The 15,336-nt window shown below is 64.8% G+C and carries 13 protein-coding genes; 3 read left to right on the forward strand and 10 right to left on the reverse strand.

Features of this window, described 5'->3' with window-relative positions:
* A complete protein-coding gene (locus NZK81_RS11955; protein ID WP_260046315.1) occupies positions 1-1,890 on the forward strand; it encodes an outer membrane protein assembly factor BamB family protein in 1,890 nt (629 codons plus the stop codon).
* A complete protein-coding gene (locus NZK81_RS11960; protein ID WP_260046316.1) occupies positions 1,887-3,170 on the forward strand; it encodes a hypothetical protein in 1,284 nt (427 codons plus the stop codon). The genes NZK81_RS11955 and NZK81_RS11960 overlap by 4 nt, the downstream gene beginning before the upstream one ends.
* Here NZK81_RS11960 and NZK81_RS11965 read toward each other — a convergent pair.
* The 9 genes from NZK81_RS11965 to NZK81_RS12005 form a co-directional block, all read right to left on the reverse strand.
* Positions 3,167-3,973 carry an IclR family transcriptional regulator gene (locus tag NZK81_RS11965; protein ID WP_260046317.1) on the reverse strand — a complete coding sequence of 269 codons (807 nt, stop codon included), beginning with the start codon at positions 3,971-3,973 and terminating at the stop codon, positions 3,167-3,169. The two genes, NZK81_RS11960 and NZK81_RS11965, sit on opposite strands and share 4 nt — an antisense overlap.
* Before the next feature lie 7 nt (positions 3,974-3,980).
* Positions 3,981-4,991 (reverse strand): LLM class flavin-dependent oxidoreductase, encoded by a 1,011-nt coding sequence (locus NZK81_RS11970; protein ID WP_260046318.1) that lies wholly within the window; start codon positions 4,989-4,991, stop codon positions 3,981-3,983.
* A 207-nt stretch (positions 4,992-5,198) separates the two neighbouring features.
* Complete coding sequence (phoB, locus tag NZK81_RS11975; RefSeq protein ID WP_260046319.1) at positions 5,199-5,885, reverse strand: phosphate regulon transcriptional regulator PhoB; 687 nt, start codon at positions 5,883-5,885, stop codon at positions 5,199-5,201.
* Complete coding sequence (gene phoU, locus NZK81_RS11980; RefSeq protein ID WP_260046320.1) at positions 5,882-6,577, reverse strand: phosphate signaling complex protein PhoU; 696 nt, start codon at positions 6,575-6,577, stop codon at positions 5,882-5,884. The genes phoB and phoU overlap by 4 nt, the downstream gene beginning before the upstream one ends.
* Before the next feature lie 13 nt (positions 6,578-6,590).
* Positions 6,591-7,352 carry a phosphate ABC transporter ATP-binding protein PstB gene (gene pstB, locus NZK81_RS11985; protein ID WP_260046321.1) on the reverse strand — a complete coding sequence of 254 codons (762 nt, stop codon included), beginning with the start codon at positions 7,350-7,352 and terminating at the stop codon, positions 6,591-6,593.
* A gap of 4 nt (positions 7,353-7,356) precedes the next feature.
* Positions 7,357-8,244 carry a phosphate ABC transporter permease PstA gene (gene pstA, locus NZK81_RS11990; RefSeq protein WP_260046404.1) on the reverse strand — a complete coding sequence of 296 codons (888 nt, stop codon included), beginning with the start codon at positions 8,242-8,244 and terminating at the stop codon, positions 7,357-7,359.
* Complete coding sequence (gene pstC, locus NZK81_RS11995; RefSeq protein WP_260046322.1) at positions 8,237-9,610, reverse strand: phosphate ABC transporter permease subunit PstC; 1,374 nt, start codon at positions 9,608-9,610, stop codon at positions 8,237-8,239. The genes pstA and pstC overlap by 8 nt, the downstream gene beginning before the upstream one ends.
* A gap of 18 nt (positions 9,611-9,628) precedes the next feature.
* Positions 9,629-10,672, reverse strand: a complete 1,044-nt coding sequence (locus NZK81_RS12000; protein ID WP_260046323.1) for a substrate-binding domain-containing protein — start codon at positions 10,670-10,672, stop codon at positions 9,629-9,631.
* Positions 10,673-10,923: 251 nt separating this feature from the next.
* Entirely contained in the window at positions 10,924-12,336 is a 1,413-nt protein-coding gene (locus tag NZK81_RS12005) for an OprO/OprP family phosphate-selective porin (protein WP_260046324.1), read from the reverse strand.
* A gap of 446 nt (positions 12,337-12,782) precedes the next feature.
* Between NZK81_RS12005 and NZK81_RS12010 the strand changes: the two genes are divergently transcribed.
* A complete protein-coding gene (locus tag NZK81_RS12010; protein WP_260046325.1) occupies positions 12,783-14,108 on the forward strand; it encodes an OprO/OprP family phosphate-selective porin in 1,326 nt (441 codons plus the stop codon).
* A gap of 22 nt (positions 14,109-14,130) precedes the next feature.
* Here NZK81_RS12010 and NZK81_RS12015 read toward each other — a convergent pair whose 3' ends face one another.
* A complete protein-coding gene (locus NZK81_RS12015; RefSeq protein ID WP_260046326.1) occupies positions 14,131-15,120 on the reverse strand; it encodes a sensor histidine kinase in 990 nt (329 codons plus the stop codon).
* Between the last annotated feature and the right edge of the window lie 216 nt (positions 15,121-15,336).

Genomic DNA, 15,336 nt, shown 5'->3' on the forward strand with positions numbered 1-15,336 from the left:
ATGGAACCGCAAGGCGCGCTGCATTCGCCAAGGCCCGTAGCCCTGGCATTCCTCCTGCTCGCGCTTGCCCTGCTCCTTCCCGGCCACCTTTCCGCCGTGGACAACACGCCCGGCGTTCAGCCCGCCCAGGAGAAATTTCCCGAAGGTGCCCGCACCTATCGCGAGCATTGCGCCGCGTGCCACGAGACCGGCGCGGGACGGGCCCCGGCACGCGTCATCCTGAGCTACATGACGCCACATGCCATCATCGCCGCCCTGACCGGCGGCGCGATGCAGGCACAGGGTGCGGCGCTCGAACAGCAGCAGAAGGAACAGGTCGCGCAATACCTTTCCGGCCAGACGCTGGGCAATGCCAGCACAGCCTTGCCCGAACCGCCGCCCTGCACGCCCGATCACGCGCTGTTCGACCGCAAGCGGGTCCCCGCCTTCGCCGGCGCCGGGATCGACCTTGCAGCGACCCATTCGGTCGGCACCGGACAGGCCGGGATCGACAGGACCAGCGTGGGCCGGCTCAAGCTCAAGTGGGCCTTCGGCTTCCCGCTCGCCAACCGCGCACGCTCCCAGCCCGCGCTGGGCGGCGGCGCGATCTTCGTCGGCAGCCATGGCGGCAAGGTCTATGCGCTCGACCGGGAAACCGGCTGCACCCGCTGGACTTTCGACGCCGGATCGGAAGTGCGCACCGGCATCGTCCTCTCCCTGTGGAAAGCGGATGACGCCAATGCCGTACCGCTCGCCTATTTCGGGGACTGGGCCGGCAATGCCTATGCTGTGGAGGCCTTTACCGGCAAGCTGGCGTGGAAGGTCCATGCCGACGCGCATCCCGCCGCGGTCATCACCGCCAGCCCCGCGCTCTATGGCGATACGCTCTACGTTCCCGTGTCCTCGCTGGAGGAAGCCTCGGCGGCAACGCCGGGCTACCTCTGCTGCTCGTTCCGCGGCTCGGTGCTGGCGCTCGATTCCCGTACGGGAGCGGCGAAATGGCGCACATGGCTGGTGGACGAGCCTGTGCCTCAGGACGGCGGCAAGTCCCTCGGCCCGTCGGGCGTGCCTGTCTGGGCCGGCATCGCCATCGACGCAAAGCGCGCCAGCCTGATCGTGGCGACCGGCGACAACTACACCCATCCGACAACGGACCTGTCCGACGCACTGGTGGCCATGGACCTGCGGACGGGGGCCATAAAATGGCACTTCCAGGCCCTGGAAGGTGACGCCTGGAATGTCGACTGCGTCACTCCCGATCCCGACAATTGCCCCGAAGATGCCGGTCCGGATTACGATTTCGGCGCGATCCCGATCCTGGCCGCCGACGAGGAAGGACGCGACTACGTGCTGGCCGGCCAGAAGTCCGGCATCGCCTGGGCCGTCGATGCGCAAACCGGCGGGCTGATCTGGAAGCGGCAGGTGGGCCGGGGCGGCATGGCGGGGGGCGTGCACTTCGGCTTGGCCGAGGACAACGGACGCGTCTACGTCGCCATCAGCGACATGCCCGACGGCGTCGAGCGCCCCTTCCCGGCCGCACCCGGGATCCACGCGCTCGATCTGAAGACCGGCGAGACCTTGTGGGACGCGCCGCCGCCCGAGCAGGTCTGCGAAGGCCGCCCGCTCTGCCTTCCGGGCAACAGCGGCGCGATCACCGTCACGCCCGATCTGGTGCTGGCCGGCGGGGACGATGGCTATCTGCGCATTCTCGATGCGGCCACGGGCGAGGAACTCTGGCAGTTCGACACCGCGCAGGATTTCAGCACGGTCAACGGCGTTCCGGCAAAGGGCGGCGCGATGAGCGGCGGGGCGGCACCGATCGTCGACAACGGTCAGCTTATCATGTCCTCGGGCTATGGCTTCGTCTCGAAGATGCCGGGTAACGTGCTGATGGTGTTCGAAGTCGAATGAACGCCCATGCCATCGGTGATGCGACCGGTATTGCCATGCCCGCAAGCGTTGCAGCACTGCGCGAGGCACCCGAGGCGTTCCTGACCCGGGCCATGCAGGCCTATGGCGCGCTGCCGACGGACAACCGGGTTGTATCGGTCGATCGACTGGAAGTGTTCGCCGGCGGCAATTCCGGCCAGAAGGCGCTGCTGGACGTCTCCTATGCGAAGGGCGGCGAAGCGCTGCCGCGCCGCCTCTTCGCCAAGTTCTCGCGCGATTTTACCGACCCTTTCCGCGACCGGCGCCGAGCCGAACTCGATGGCGAAGTGCGCCTGGCCACCCTCTCCCGCCTGCCTGCCTTTCCGCTCTCGGTCCCCCGCCCGGTCTTCGCCGACTTCGAGGCGGCGAGCGGCACCGGCCTGCTGATTACGGAGCGGATTGCCTTTGGCGAAGGAAATATCGAGCCCCTGCACGAGAAATGCATGGACCACCTGCTGCCCGATCCGCTCGAATACTATCGCGTACTGATCTCCGCCCAGGCGCGGTTCACAGGTGCGCAGCATCGGGGCGTGCTGTCCCCGGCGCTGGAAAGGCTGTTTCCGTATGACCGGATCGAGGCCGAAGCCGACCTGCCGATCGCCTGCGGCCCGGACGAATTGCGCACGAAAGTGGCGGCGCTCGGCGTATTTCTGGCGGAACATCGCCAGCTCTTCCCCGCCCCTTTGACCGATCCCGCCTTCCCGGCAAGGCTCGAGACCGAAGCGCTCGCCGTCCTCGAAAACGAAATGACCGTGCGCCGCTTCCTGCAGGCAGACCCGCGGCTCGTGGCCGTCTGCCACTGGAATACCAACATCGACAACGCATGGTTCTGGCGCGAGGCCGACGGCTCGCTGCATTGCGGGCTGCTCGACTGGGGCATGGTACGGCCCATGAACGTGGCGACCGGGCTCTGGGGCGGGCTATCCGTGGCGCCGGGCGCGTTCCTGCAGACCGAACTCGCCGGTCTTCTCGACCATTACCGCGCCGAACTGTCCGCCGCCGGCGGCCCGGACCTGCCCGCCGATCTGCTGGACCTGCACTTCGACCTGTCGCTGGCGCTTACCGGCCTTGCCCTGATGATGGACCTGCCCGCACTCGTGACGGCCCGCATGCCCGACATCGGCCGGGCCAGCGGTCCGCTCGACCCGTTGATCCGGCGCGACAGGGTCGTCGAAGGCTTCCTCTGCGCAACACGCAACTTTCTCAACCTTTGGGCCTGCCGCGATTTCGGGCGAAGCCTGCGACGGTTGGCAAAGTCCTAGCGAAAGCCCAGGCTGCGCGAAATCGACGCCGCTTCTTCCAGGGTCAGCCGCGCCAGTTCGTCGAGCCGGCCCTGCGCGCGTTCGGTCGGTGCCGCGACCACCAGCGCGCCGACGACTCCCCCGGCCGCATCGCGGATGACACTGGCAGTGCCGGTCACGCCGTCCGCCGCCTGATCCACCGTCTGCGCATAGCCATCGGCGCGGGCCTGCTCGATGGACTGCGTCAACGTGGCCAGATCGATTTCGGTCGTGGAAGCGAGCCGTCTGGGTGCGACACGCTTGAGGTAGGAAGCGATCGCTTCCGGCGAACAGGTCGCCAGCAGCGCCCGGCCTCCGGCCGTCGCATAGAACGGCCTGCGGTCCCCGATCGAGACCGAATAGCGCACCACATTGCGGCTTTCGACGAGATCGACGTAAGTCACCATATCGCCTTCGTGGTCGCCCACCGCGAGCAGCACGGTCTCGCCGGTCCTTTCGCACAGGCGGCGCATACCTTCGCGGATCAGGTCGGAACTGTGGAGCCGGCGGCGGGCCTCGGTCAACGCGCTGCCGAGCCCGAAAGCACCGGGGCCAAGCCGCCATGCGCCATCGGCGGAGACCACCAGATCCTCGTCCGCCAGCCCGCGCAGCAAGGCGGCGAGGCTGCTCTTGGGCGTGGAAAGGCGGCGACTGAGATCGGCCAGCGAGACGGGATCGTTGCTCGCGCACAAGGCTTCGAGCAGACGGATAACGCGCGTCACCGACTGCGGACTGCCCCCGCGCCGGTCTTCCCCCGTCACCTTGTCTTCCGCCCCGTCTGCCAATTCGTCCTCACCGGAATGCCGGGATCACTTCCCTTGCGAATGTCTGCGCATAGGCGAGGAAGCGCTCCGCCGGAAGCCCGGGGGGCATCATCATGGTGAAATGCTCCACCGGCGCCTTTTCCAGCAAGCCGTTGAAATAGGCGATCGCCTCTTCGGGCGTCAGGATCTGGAGGATACCGCTGGCCTTGAAGGCATCGAGGTCCATCGGCTTGAGCCCGGCATCGTCGACGCCGATGGCCTTGTCCTCGTTCATCCATTCGCCGTAGGTATTGTTGACGTGGTGATAGTAGGGCGCGAGCTCTTCGAGCGCGGCCTGCTTGTCATGCGCGACGACCATCATCAGGCCCTGGATCCAGATCTTCGCCTGCGCCGGGTCCTTGCCCTGTTCCTCCAGCTTCTGCTTGTAGAGCGGCCAGATATCGGCATTGCCGAAGTAGCCGTCACCGTATTTCGCCACGCGCTCCATCGCCTTGGGCGCGAAACCGCCGATGTACAGCGGGATCTGGCCTCGGCCGGACAGCGGGCGGACCTGGGCCCCTTTCAGGTTGAAGAACTTGCCCTCGAAATCGACCGTTTCGCCATCCCACAGGCGCCGCACGATGTGCAGGAACTCGTCGAAACGCGCGCCGCGCTTTTTGAACTCAAGGCCGTGGGCGGCATATTCGCGGGCGCGGTAGCCGATCGCCAGCCCCATCGCGAGGCGCCCGCCGGACAGGGCATCGAGCACCGCGCAGTCCTCGGCAAAGCGCAACGGTTCGTAGAGCGGGCCCAGGGCAATGCCGGAGCCGAGCCGCATGCGGCTGGTGCGCGCGGCAATGGCGCTCAGCGCGACCATCGGCGAAGGCATGTAGCCATCGGCGGCGAGGTGATGTTCGGGCACCCAGGCGCCGTCGAAGCCCAGCGATTCGGTCTCCACCACGGTATCGAGGATGCCGCGATAGAGCTCTTCCGGCGCACGGAGCCACGGCTCCGGATTGCGAAAATCATAGAGGTAGCCGAAGCCGAGCTTGCCAGTCATGCGCCTGTCCCACTTTGTGCGTGGGCGACATTAATGCGCCGGGTCAGCCCGGCAAGGCGCTGGGGCGATAACAAAACAGGGCCTGCATACCGCCCCTCTCCCGCTCGTCCTGAGCTTGTCGAAAGGCGTGAACCGCAACGCAGCGCCAACGTCCTTCGACAAGCTCAGGACAAGCGGACACAGGATAAATGGAGGTGCGTGCGCGCCTCAGCTCACGTCCATGGCATAGCCGGCGGCGCGGACGGTGCGGATCGGGTCGGTGTCGCCGGGCCGGTTGATCGCCTTGCGCAGGCGGCGGATGTGCACGTCCACGGTGCGCTCGTCGATGTCCGAATCCATGCCCCATACCCCGTCGAGGATCTGCTGGCGCGAGACCACGCGGTTGGGCCGTTCCATGAAATAGCGCAGGAGACGGAATTCCGTCGGCCCCAGATGAAGCGGTTCGCCGCCACGACGCACGCGGTGGCTGGTGGCGTCGAGCTCGATGTCGCCCCACTGCAGCACGCTTCCCGTCAGCGACGGACGCGCGCGGCGCAGCAGCGCCTCCACGCGAACGAGCAGTTCGCGCGGGGAGAACGGCTTGGTGACATAGTCGTCGGCGCCGGTCTTGAAGCCGCGGATCATGTCCTCTTCCTCACCGCGCGCGGTGAGCATGAGGATGGGAACCTGCGCGGTTTCCTTGTCCTTGCGCAGCTGGCGGCAGACCTCGATGCCGGGAACCTGCTCGATCATCCAGTCGAGGATGATGGCGTCGGGCATCTGTTCGCGCACCATCAGCAGCGCTTCCTCGCCGTCGCCGGTGGCGCGAACCTCATAGCCCTCGGCGCTGAGGTTCCAGGTCAGCAGCTCGCAAAGCGCGGTGTCGTCCTCGACGACGAGAACCGTCCCATTCATGCCGTGAATCCCGTATCATCCGTCTGCGTATCGCGTTCGGTGCAGTACTCGCCGGTCGCGGCGTAATAGACCATCTCCGCGACGTTCGTGGCGTGATCGCCGATGCGCTCGAGGTTGCGGGCGATGAACAGCAACTGCGCAGCGCTGGTGATGGTCGCGGGGTTTTCCATCATGTGCGTGAGCAGCGAGCGGAACAGCGTGTTGTAGAACTGGTCCAGTTTCTGGTCGCGGCGGATCACCTCGACCGACAGCGTCGCATCGCGCGAGCCGTAGGCATTGAGCACATCGCGCACCATGCTCTCGGCGATCTCCGCCATCATCGGGATCAGCGTGACCGGCTCGATATTGTTGCGCCCTTCAAGCGCATTGACGCGCTTGGCGATGTTCTTGGCATAGTCTCCGATGCGTTCGATGACGCCCGAGATCTTGAGCGCGGCGATGACATCGCGCAAGTCGTCGGCCATCGGCGCCCGGAGCGCGATGGTGCGCACGGCGAGGCGGTCGACCTCGGCCTCGAGCGCATCGAGCTTGGCGTCGGCGGCAACGACCTGTTCGGCCAGGTCCTCGTCATGCTGCACGAGCGCGGTGATCGCATCGCGAATGGCGACTTCGGCAAGCCCGCCCATCTCGGCCACAAGGCCGCGAAGCTGGCCGATCTCCGAATCGAATGCCTTTACGGTATGGTCTACCATGGCGTGTTCCCTCTCAGCCGTAACGGCCGGTAATATAGTCCTTGGTCTTCTCTTCGCGCGGATTGGTGAAGATTTCGCTGGTCTCACCATACTCCACGAGGTTGCCAAGGTGGAAAAAAGCCGTGCGCTGCGAGACGCGGGCGGCCTGTTGCATCGAGTGCGTCACGATGACGATCGCGTAGTTTTCCTTCAGCTCGTCGATCAGTTCCTCGATCTTGGCGGTCGCGATGGGGTCTAGCGCCGAACAGGGCTCGTCCATCAGGATCACCTCGGGGCTGACGGCAATCGCGCGGGCAATGCACAGGCGCTGCTGCTGGCCACCCGAAAGCGCGGTGCCGGCATCCATCAGGCGGTCCTTCACCTCGTCCCACAGGCCGGCCTTGGTCAGCGACTGCTCGATGATGACATCGAGGTCCGCCTTGTTCCCGGCAAGGCCGTGAATGCGCGGGCCGTAGGCAATGTTCTCGTAGATCGACTTGGGAAACGGGTTGGGCTTCTGGAACACCATGCCGACCCGCGCGCGCAGGGCGACGGGGTCCATCGTGGGCGCGTAGATGTCCTCACCGTCGAGCAGGATCTCGCCGGTGACGCGGGCCCCCGCGATGGTGTCGTTCATGCGGTTCAACGAACGCAGGAACGTCGACTTGCCGCAGCCCGAAGGCCCGATGAATGCAGTGACGATACCGTTGTCGATATCGATCGAAACGTTGTCGATGGCCTTCTTGGGGCCGTAGAAAACGTCGACGTTGCGGGCTGTAAGCTTGGTTTCGGTCATGTCCCTACCAGCGGACCTCGAATTTGTTTCGAAGGTAGATCGCAAGGCCGTTCATCGCCAGCAGGAAGGCCAGCAGGACGATGATGGCGGCGGAAGTGTTCTGGACGAAAGCCTTGTCGATTTCGTCAGACCACAGGAAAATCTGCATCGGCAGCACGCTGGAAGGATCGGTGACCCCGCCCGGCGGTGTGACGATGAATGCGCGCATGCCGATCATCAGCAGCGGCGCGGTTTCGCCCAGTGCGCGGGCCATGCCGATGATGGTGCCGGTCATGATGCCGGGCAGCGCGAGCGGCAGAACGTGGTGGAACACCGCCTGCACCTTGCTGGCGCCTACCGCCAGCGCCGCGTCGCGGATCGACGGCGGCACTGCCTTGATCGCGTTGCGCCCGGAAATGACGATCACCGGCATGGTCATCAGGGCCAGCGTGAGGCCGCCGACCAGCGGCGAGGAACGCGGCAGGTCCATCGTGTTGAGGAACACGGCCAGACCGAGCAGGCCGAAAATGATCGAAGGCACCGCGGCCAGGTTGTTGATCGAGACCTCGACCCATTCGATCCAGCGGCTGCGCGGGGCGAATTCCTCGAGGTAGATCGCCGCCAGCACGCCCATCGGGAACGAGAGCACGAGCGTCACCAGCATCGTCAGGATGGAACCCTTGGTCGCGCTCCAGATGCCGGCGACATGCGGGTCGGTGGAATCCGAGCCCGACAGGAAGCCCCAGCTGAGCCCGCCCAGACCGCTGTGCATCATGATGAACAGCAGCAGCGCGAGGAACGCGAGGCTGAGCAGGATCGCACCGAGGCCGATCAGCTTGAAGCGCCGCTCGGCGGCATGGCGCCGCGCCAGCCGCTTGGCGGCCGCGGGCGAGTTCCAGTCGGGACTATTCATAAGCTTCACGGAACCGTTTGACGACGCGCAGGGCGATGATGTTGAGGATCAGGGTCACCACGAAGAGCACGAGACCCAGCGCAAAGGCCGAGAGCGTCTTGGGGCTGTTGAACTCCTGGTCACCCGTCAGCATCTGCACGATCTGGTAGGTGACAGTGGTCATCGAATCGAAGGGATTGGCCGAAAGCCGCGCGGACGCGCCCGCAGCCATGACCACGATCATGGTCTCGCCGATGGCGCGGCTGATCGCCAGCATCACGCCCGCGACGATGCCGGGCAGCGCGGCGGGCAGCAGCACTTTCTTGATCGTCTCGGAGCGCGTCGCACCGAGCGCCAGCGAACCGTCGCTCATCGCGCGCGGCACGGCGGCCAGGGCATCGTCGGCCATCGAGGACACGAAGGGAATGATCATCACGCCCATGACGAGGCCCGCGGCCAGCGCGCTTTCGGTCGACGGGTTCGCCATGCCCAGGCTTCCCGCGAAATCACGGATGATCGGCGCCACGGTCAGTGCGGCGAAATAGCCGTAGACCACGGTGGGAATGCCGGCCAGAATCTCGAGCGTCGGCTTGATCCACTTGCGCACCGTGGAGGATGCGTATTGCGTGAGGTAGATCGCGCTCATCAGGCCGAGCGGAATGGCGACCAGCATCGCGATGATCGCGCCGATGTAGATCGTGCCCCAGAACAGCGGCACGGCACCGAAGTTTCCATCAATATCGACGCCGCGCGCGTTGCCGGGGGCCCAGTGCGTACCGGTGAGGAACGCAATCGGCGAAACGTCCTTGAAGAACAGCCCGGCCTCGAACAGCAGCGAAGCGACGATGCCGAACGTCGTCAGAATCGCCATGAGCGAGGCGGCAAGCAGCAAGGCCAACACCGCGCGTTCGACATGCGTGCGGGCCGGAAATCTGGCGCGAACGCGGGTAAAACCATAGCCGCCGCCGGCCAGTGCGGCGATCAGGATAAGCGCCGCGCCCATGAAACCGAACCGCGTCTGCGCCGCGCGCATCGGCTCGGCCAGCGCCTGCGATTTTGCATCGAAAGCCACTGCATCGGGATTGGCCGCGAGCGTCTGGGCCTCGGCGAGGATGGCCGCGCGGTGCATTTCCTCGGCGGGAAGCTGGGCCGCGGCCGGATCGGCCATGACAGCGCCGTTGACGAGCCCGGGCATGATCCCGGACCAGACCGCCCAGGTCAGGAGGCCCGGGACCAGAATCCACAGCGCCATGTGCCAGCCGTGGTAGCCGGGCATCGAATGCATCGATCCCCGGCCGGTATAGAGCAGCCGGGCCCGGGCCCGGGCGGCAAACCAGCCGACAAGGCCCAGGCCGATCACGGCCAGGAGAACTCCGGTAAGAATCATGACTGGCCGTAATTTTCCTTAGTGCAGCTCGCTGGGGTCGAGCGGCGTCATGTTGGCAATGATGTCGGCGTTCTTCTTGCGCACCTCTTCGGTGGCAATGATCATGCCCTTCGGCTTGAGGTAGCCATCGGGGCCCCAGGCCTTGGTCCATGCCTCGGCATAGGCCTTCAGGTCCTTGATCGGGCCGAGGTGCTGCTTCTTGATGTAGATGTAGAGCGGGCGCGCGCCGGGATAGCTGAAATCGGCAATCGCATCGTAGGTCGGCGTGATACCCGACAGCGAGATGCCGTTGAGCACGCCGGCATTCTCTTCGAGGTAGGAATAGCCGAAGATGCCGATCGCCTTGGGATTCTTGGAAAGCTTCTGAACGATCAGGTTGTCGTTCTCGCCGGCGTCGACATAGGGACCATCCTCGCGGATGTCGTGGCAGATCGCCTCGTACTTGTCCTTGTCGGTATCCTTGAGCGCGACGGTTTCCGGATCGGTCTTGCACCCGGCTTCGAGGATCAGTTCCTTGAGCGCATCACGCGTACCGGAGGTCGACGGCGGACCGTAAACGAGGATCGGCTCATCGGGCAGCGACGGGTTCACGTCCTTCCAGGTCTTGGACGTGTTCGGCTTGCCGAACGGATCGGCGGCCAGCGCCTTGTAGATGTCGGCCGGGGTCAGCTGCATGCCCGGGCCGTTCTTGGCCTCGGCGAAAGCGATACCGTCGATACCGACCTGAACTTCGACCACTTCGGTCACGCCGTTCTTCTGGCACTGCTCGTACTCGGACTTCTTCATCCGGCGCGAGGCATCCTCGATATCGGGATGCTGGGCACCGATGCCCGCACAGAACAGCTTCATGCCCGCGCCCGTACCGGTCGATTCGATCACCGGGGACTTGTGGCCTTCCTTGGCGAACTCCTCAGCCACGGCGGTGGCGAAGGGATAGACGGTCGAGGAACCGACTGCGGTCACGTAATCGCGGGCTCCGGAAGCTCCACCGCCCGAACCGCCGCACGCACTGAGCGCGAGCGCCGAAGCGGCAACAACGAAGAATGTCTTGGTCGAATGCATGGACTTAACCCCCTTGGGCTTAACTGTGGGACGCCCCTATTGGGATACAATGACACTTCTATGACGAAAGAATGACATTGCGGGTTTGTCCCTGAAATTGTTGAGAAACCTTTGGTTTTCTGCCAATTCCCGTTTTACCTTCCGAGACAAGGGCCTCGCCGGTGTCTGCCGGCAAGGTCCATCGCCTCTAGGTGCCGGGCCGGCATGTTGCAAGCGCGCACGGCACAATCGCCGCGCGCACCTGCCCCGGATCAGAAATCGAACTGCGCGCGCATGCCCATGGCATCGACGCCATAGCTTGCATCACCATTGGCGGTCACAGGCGAATCCTTGACCCAGATATGGCCGTAGTCGACGATGAAACGCACGTAGTCGATCGGAATCCAGATCGCCGAGATGCCGGCCGTCTGCTGGCGGCCGCCGACGATTCCGGCATCGGTGAGATCGAGCCATTCGTAACGGCCATTGATCTGGATGGCCCCGATGCCGCCCTTGTCGAAGCCGTTCTTCGGCTTGATGCGATCATATGTGCCGCGCTTGTACGTGCTCACGTCGTCGGTCAGCAGATAGCCCACTTCGGCATAGCCGCCATTGAAGGTGGGGTCCTTGAAACCGCTGCGGCGAACCGTCTGCCAGAAGCTTTCCGCGGTGGCGTGAAAGCGGCCCTTCACATAAGCCGCCTCAAGGCCGAAACCGCGTTCCTGCGTGGCGTCGCCGATGCCGGCCTTGACGAAACGCAGGTCGGTCGTGTGGACGAACGGACGCGCCTGATAGGTCACCGACGGAATCGAATCGTTGAGGGTGCGCACGTGCACAGACCCGCCCAGGTGCAACGTACCGCCGGCAACCTTGGGCATGGCGACCAGGCGGCCGTCGACGCTCCACGACTTGTTGGTGTCGCCACCCATCGACTTGGGATCGTCGACGAAGACACCCAGCTGGGCCACCACGGTCTTGCCCGCATACTGCGCATTGAGGCCGATCCGGCGTTCGAAACCGAAGGCCTGCGAGTAGCTGGCGCGCTCCTGGAAGCTGGTGAACAGGTCGGAGGTCATCTCTTCCAGACCCCAGTTCGGCTTCTGGTTGCCCAGCGTCAGCGTCACATGCCTGCCCGCCTTGTAGGTCAGGTACATGTCGTTGATCGCCACGTCGGAATTGGCAACGTTGATCTCGGTGCGATAGCCGAAACCGCCGGGCATGGTGCCATCGAAGGCAAGGTAGATGCGGCGGAATTCGACGCTCGTGCCCAGATGGGCCTGATTGGCGGATGCCAGGCCGGACGGGCCGTCGACGCTACCCACATCGACCTGCATGCGGCCGCGCGGTTTGAAGCTCCAGCCATCGTCGGTGCTGAATTCGGGTGCGCCCTTCCAGGCGACCTTGACTGGCGGAGCCTTGTCGGCGGCATCGGCGGCAACCTTGGCCTGCGTCGCCGTTTCGGCAGCAGCCTCGGCCACGGTATTGGCCGAATCGGCACGCGCCTGGGCGACGGCCAGTTCAGCTTCCAGCGAGTCGATCCGCTCCGCCATCGCCTTCATCTGAGCACGCATGGCTGCGAGCTCTTCCTGCACCGATGCCGTATCTGCGGCACTCGCCTGAGATGGCAACGCCCAACCGAGCGAAACCGCCACGGCCAGCGCGGACAGCCCCAAATTTCTTTTCACCCCACAGTCCTTCCGTGAACAAACGGTTACAAAACGACGACGCCCATATGACTGGCGAGTTACATTTTTGTGACGCAATGTTTCTGTGCTTCAAGACCGGCGGAAATCAGCCACTTCTCCCTCCCAAAATGTAACCCATGATGTCCAAAAAGTAACCTACTATGTCTGTTGTAGTGCGTTACGCCAACAAGCGGGGTCCTCTCTGGACAGTCCGATGCGACTTCTGGCATCAGGTCGCGCCGACCTCGTCGGATTGATGTCATTTTTTCGTCATTTAACGGCAATATTCGCCGCGCCGCTTAAGGCCACATCTCCCCTTGCGGATATGGCCACCTGCGGAGTCGCCTTACATGTATCGATGCTTTTCCGGGACAGCCCTTGCCGCGGCGATAGCCCTTCCCATGCCTGCTCTCGGGCAAAGCGTCTCTGACGCCGAAGCGGAGGCGATGCGCACCGAGATTCGCGCGCTGCGCGAACGGCTGGAACGCCTGGAAAGCGCTCTCGGCATGGCATCCGCACCGCCTCCTCCCAGCACTGCCGCCGCGCCTGCGAACGCTGGCGTCACGCCTTCGCCGATGGCGGCAAGCACGGCCGTAACCGCACCCGCTGCCCCCAAGGCTGCGACGAAAATCGATTGGAAAGGCAGCCCCCGCCTGTCCGAAGGCGACAAGGCCTTCAAAGTCAAAGGCCGGATTCAGGCGGACGCGAACTACATTTCGGCCCCCGGCGGCCTCGACGACAACGGCCTCGGGTTCTCCAGCGAAATGCGGCGCATCCGCCTCGGTGGCGAAGGCAGCCTGGGGGCCGGCTTCGGCTACAAGCTGGAACTCGAGCTGTCGGACAATGCCGTCGACCTCGTGGATTCCTTCGTCACCTACAAAAACGGGTCCTGGCTGGTAACACTGGGCAATCACAACCCGTTCCAGGCGCTCGACGAACTGACCGGGGACACCTCGGGCAGCTTCATGGAGCGGGCCGCCTTCACCGACGCTTTCGGATTCGAACGCCGGCTGGGCCTTTCCGCGCAGTACCAGCGCGGAGACCTGCTGGCCCAGCTCGGCATCTTCACCGACGACATCGGCTCGCTCGCCAACAGCAGCGACGGTGTATCGGGCGGCGACGAGAACAACAGCTACAGCATCGACGGACGGCTGGTATTCGCCCCGAAGGCGGACGACATCCAGCTGCACTTCGGCGCTTCCGCACACCAGCGGCGGCTGGGGCGCCTGTCCGACGGCACTACCCGGTACCGCCAGCGCCCCTACGCGCATTCCACCAGCACGCGCCTGATCGGCACCCCGACCATGCAGGTCGATCACGAGACGAGCTACGGTCTCGAACTGGCGGGAATCGCCGGGCGCTGGCATGGCGCGGTCGAAGTCCACGCCCTGCGCGCCGATCGCGCCGGCCTGCCGTCCGTCACCTTCCGTGGCGGTTACGCAGAAGTCGGCTACTTCCTCACAAGGGGGGACAGCCGCGGCTACAAATCAGGCATTTTCACCAGCAAGGCACCGGCCACGCCATTGGGCGATGGCGGCATCGGTTCGATCCAGGTCAATCTGCGCTACGACTATCTCGACCTCGACAGCAAGGATATACGGGGCGGCACCCAGAACGGCTACATCGCCGCGCTGATCTGGTCGCCGATCCAGTACCTGCGCTTCAACTTCAACTATGCCCTGCTGCAATACGACGGCGCCAGGGTGCTGCCCTCGGGCCGCTACGAATACGACGCCCACGTGGTCGGCACCCGGTTCGAACTGGACTTCTGACCGGGCGCGCCCCTGCGAGCCTTCAGCTTTCGTCGCGCAGCGGCAGCATGAGCGATGCCGTCGTGCCCGCGCCAAGGCGGCTTTCGATGTCGAAGCGGCCGCGGTGACGCTCGACGATGTGCTTGACGATGGACAGCCCCAGCCCCGTCCCGCCGGCGGCGCGGCTGCGGCTGGTATCGGCGCGATAGAAACGCTCGGTAATCCGGGGAAGGTGCTCCGGGGGAATCCCCTCCCCCTCGTCGCGAACGGTGATCAGCACCCAGCCGGTGCGCGCCGCCTCGACCGACACCTCCACCGGACCGCCGGGCTTGCCGTATTTCAGGGCATTGTCGATCAGGTTGCGCAGGACCTGCGAAAGCTGGCCGCGATCCCCCGCGATCACCGCCCTGGTGCAGTTCGCAGTCACGGCAACCTGTGCGCTGCGGCGAAACTCGCCGGCGACATCGTGCACCAGGGCCACGAGCTCGACATTGTCCAGCGGCACTTCGTGCTTGATCGCCTCGATCCGCGAGAGCGACATGAGGTCGGAAATCAGCGCCTGCATGCGCTGCGCCTCGTGGCGGATGGTTTCGAGGAAACGGTTGCGCACCGTCTCGTCGCCGCCCGCCTTCGGATTCATCAGCGTCTCGACATAGCCCAGCACATTGGCCAGCGGCGTGCGCAGTTCATGGCTGGCATTGGCCACGAAATCGGCATGGGACTTGGCCACGCTGACTCTCTCGGAGAGGTCGTAGAGACTAACCAGCCGATCGTTCGGCCCCAGCACCCGGCAGTCCACTTCCCAGACCGAGCCTCCGGTCGAAAGCCCCGAAACTTGGGCCAGACCGCCGCTGTCGCTGAGAATCGCGGCCACGGCCTTGGGGTCGCGAATGGCAATGCGCACATCCTGCCCCACGATGTGGGCCCCCAGCAGCGTCTTGGCCGCGCTGTTCGCAAAACGCACCTGCCCACGCGACACCATCAGTGCCGGGGTCTGCAGTTGCTCGAGGAGATGAACGCCCTCGACGGTCATTCGCAATCCACCTTTCCGCTTTTCTTCGTCATGATACGCTTTCGCCGCACGGGATAGAGCCCACTAGCGTTATTCGGGGACAAACCCGTGGCAATCGCCATCCTGCATCCGGCCTCATAACTTCCCGCCTGCCCCTTTTCCCGAAATACAGAACCCAAACGCAGCCTTTGCGCCGCTTTTGGACGCTGGCGTTCTCCCTGTACACTCGTTATGCTG

This window comes from Novosphingobium mangrovisedimenti, from assembly GCF_025153475.1.
Taxonomy (GTDB): domain Bacteria; phylum Pseudomonadota; class Alphaproteobacteria; order Sphingomonadales; family Sphingomonadaceae; genus Novosphingobium; species Novosphingobium mangrovi_A.

Coding starts and splice junctions, on each gene's coding strand:
- NZK81_RS11955 (WP_260046315.1), top strand. CDS start 1: ATGGAACCGCAAGGCGCGCTGCATTCGCCAAGGCCCGTAGCCCTGGCA.
- NZK81_RS12010 (WP_260046325.1), top strand. CDS start 12,783: ATGCGCACCGAGATTCGCGCGCTGCGCGAACGGCTGGAACGCCTGGAA.
- phoU (WP_260046320.1), bottom strand. CDS start 6,577: ATGGTAGACCATACCGTAAAGGCATTCGATTCGGAGATCGGCCAGCTT.
- pstC (WP_260046322.1), bottom strand. CDS start 9,610: ATGATTCTTACCGGAGTTCTCCTGGCCGTGATCGGCCTGGGCCTTGTC.
- NZK81_RS12015 (WP_260046326.1), bottom strand. CDS start 15,120: ATGACCGTCGAGGGCGTTCATCTCCTCGAGCAACTGCAGACCCCGGCA.
- NZK81_RS11970 (WP_260046318.1), bottom strand. CDS start 4,991: ATGACTGGCAAGCTCGGCTTCGGCTACCTCTATGATTTTCGCAATCCG.
- NZK81_RS11960 (WP_260046316.1), top strand. CDS start 1,887: ATGAACGCCCATGCCATCGGTGATGCGACCGGTATTGCCATGCCCGCA.
- NZK81_RS12000 (WP_260046323.1), bottom strand. CDS start 10,672: ATGCATTCGACCAAGACATTCTTCGTTGTTGCCGCTTCGGCGCTCGCG.
- pstA (WP_260046404.1), bottom strand. CDS start 8,244: ATGAATAGTCCCGACTGGAACTCGCCCGCGGCCGCCAAGCGGCTGGCG.
- pstB (WP_260046321.1), bottom strand. CDS start 7,352: ATGACCGAAACCAAGCTTACAGCCCGCAACGTCGACGTTTTCTACGGC.
- phoB (WP_260046319.1), bottom strand. CDS start 5,885: ATGAATGGGACGGTTCTCGTCGTCGAGGACGACACCGCGCTTTGCGAG.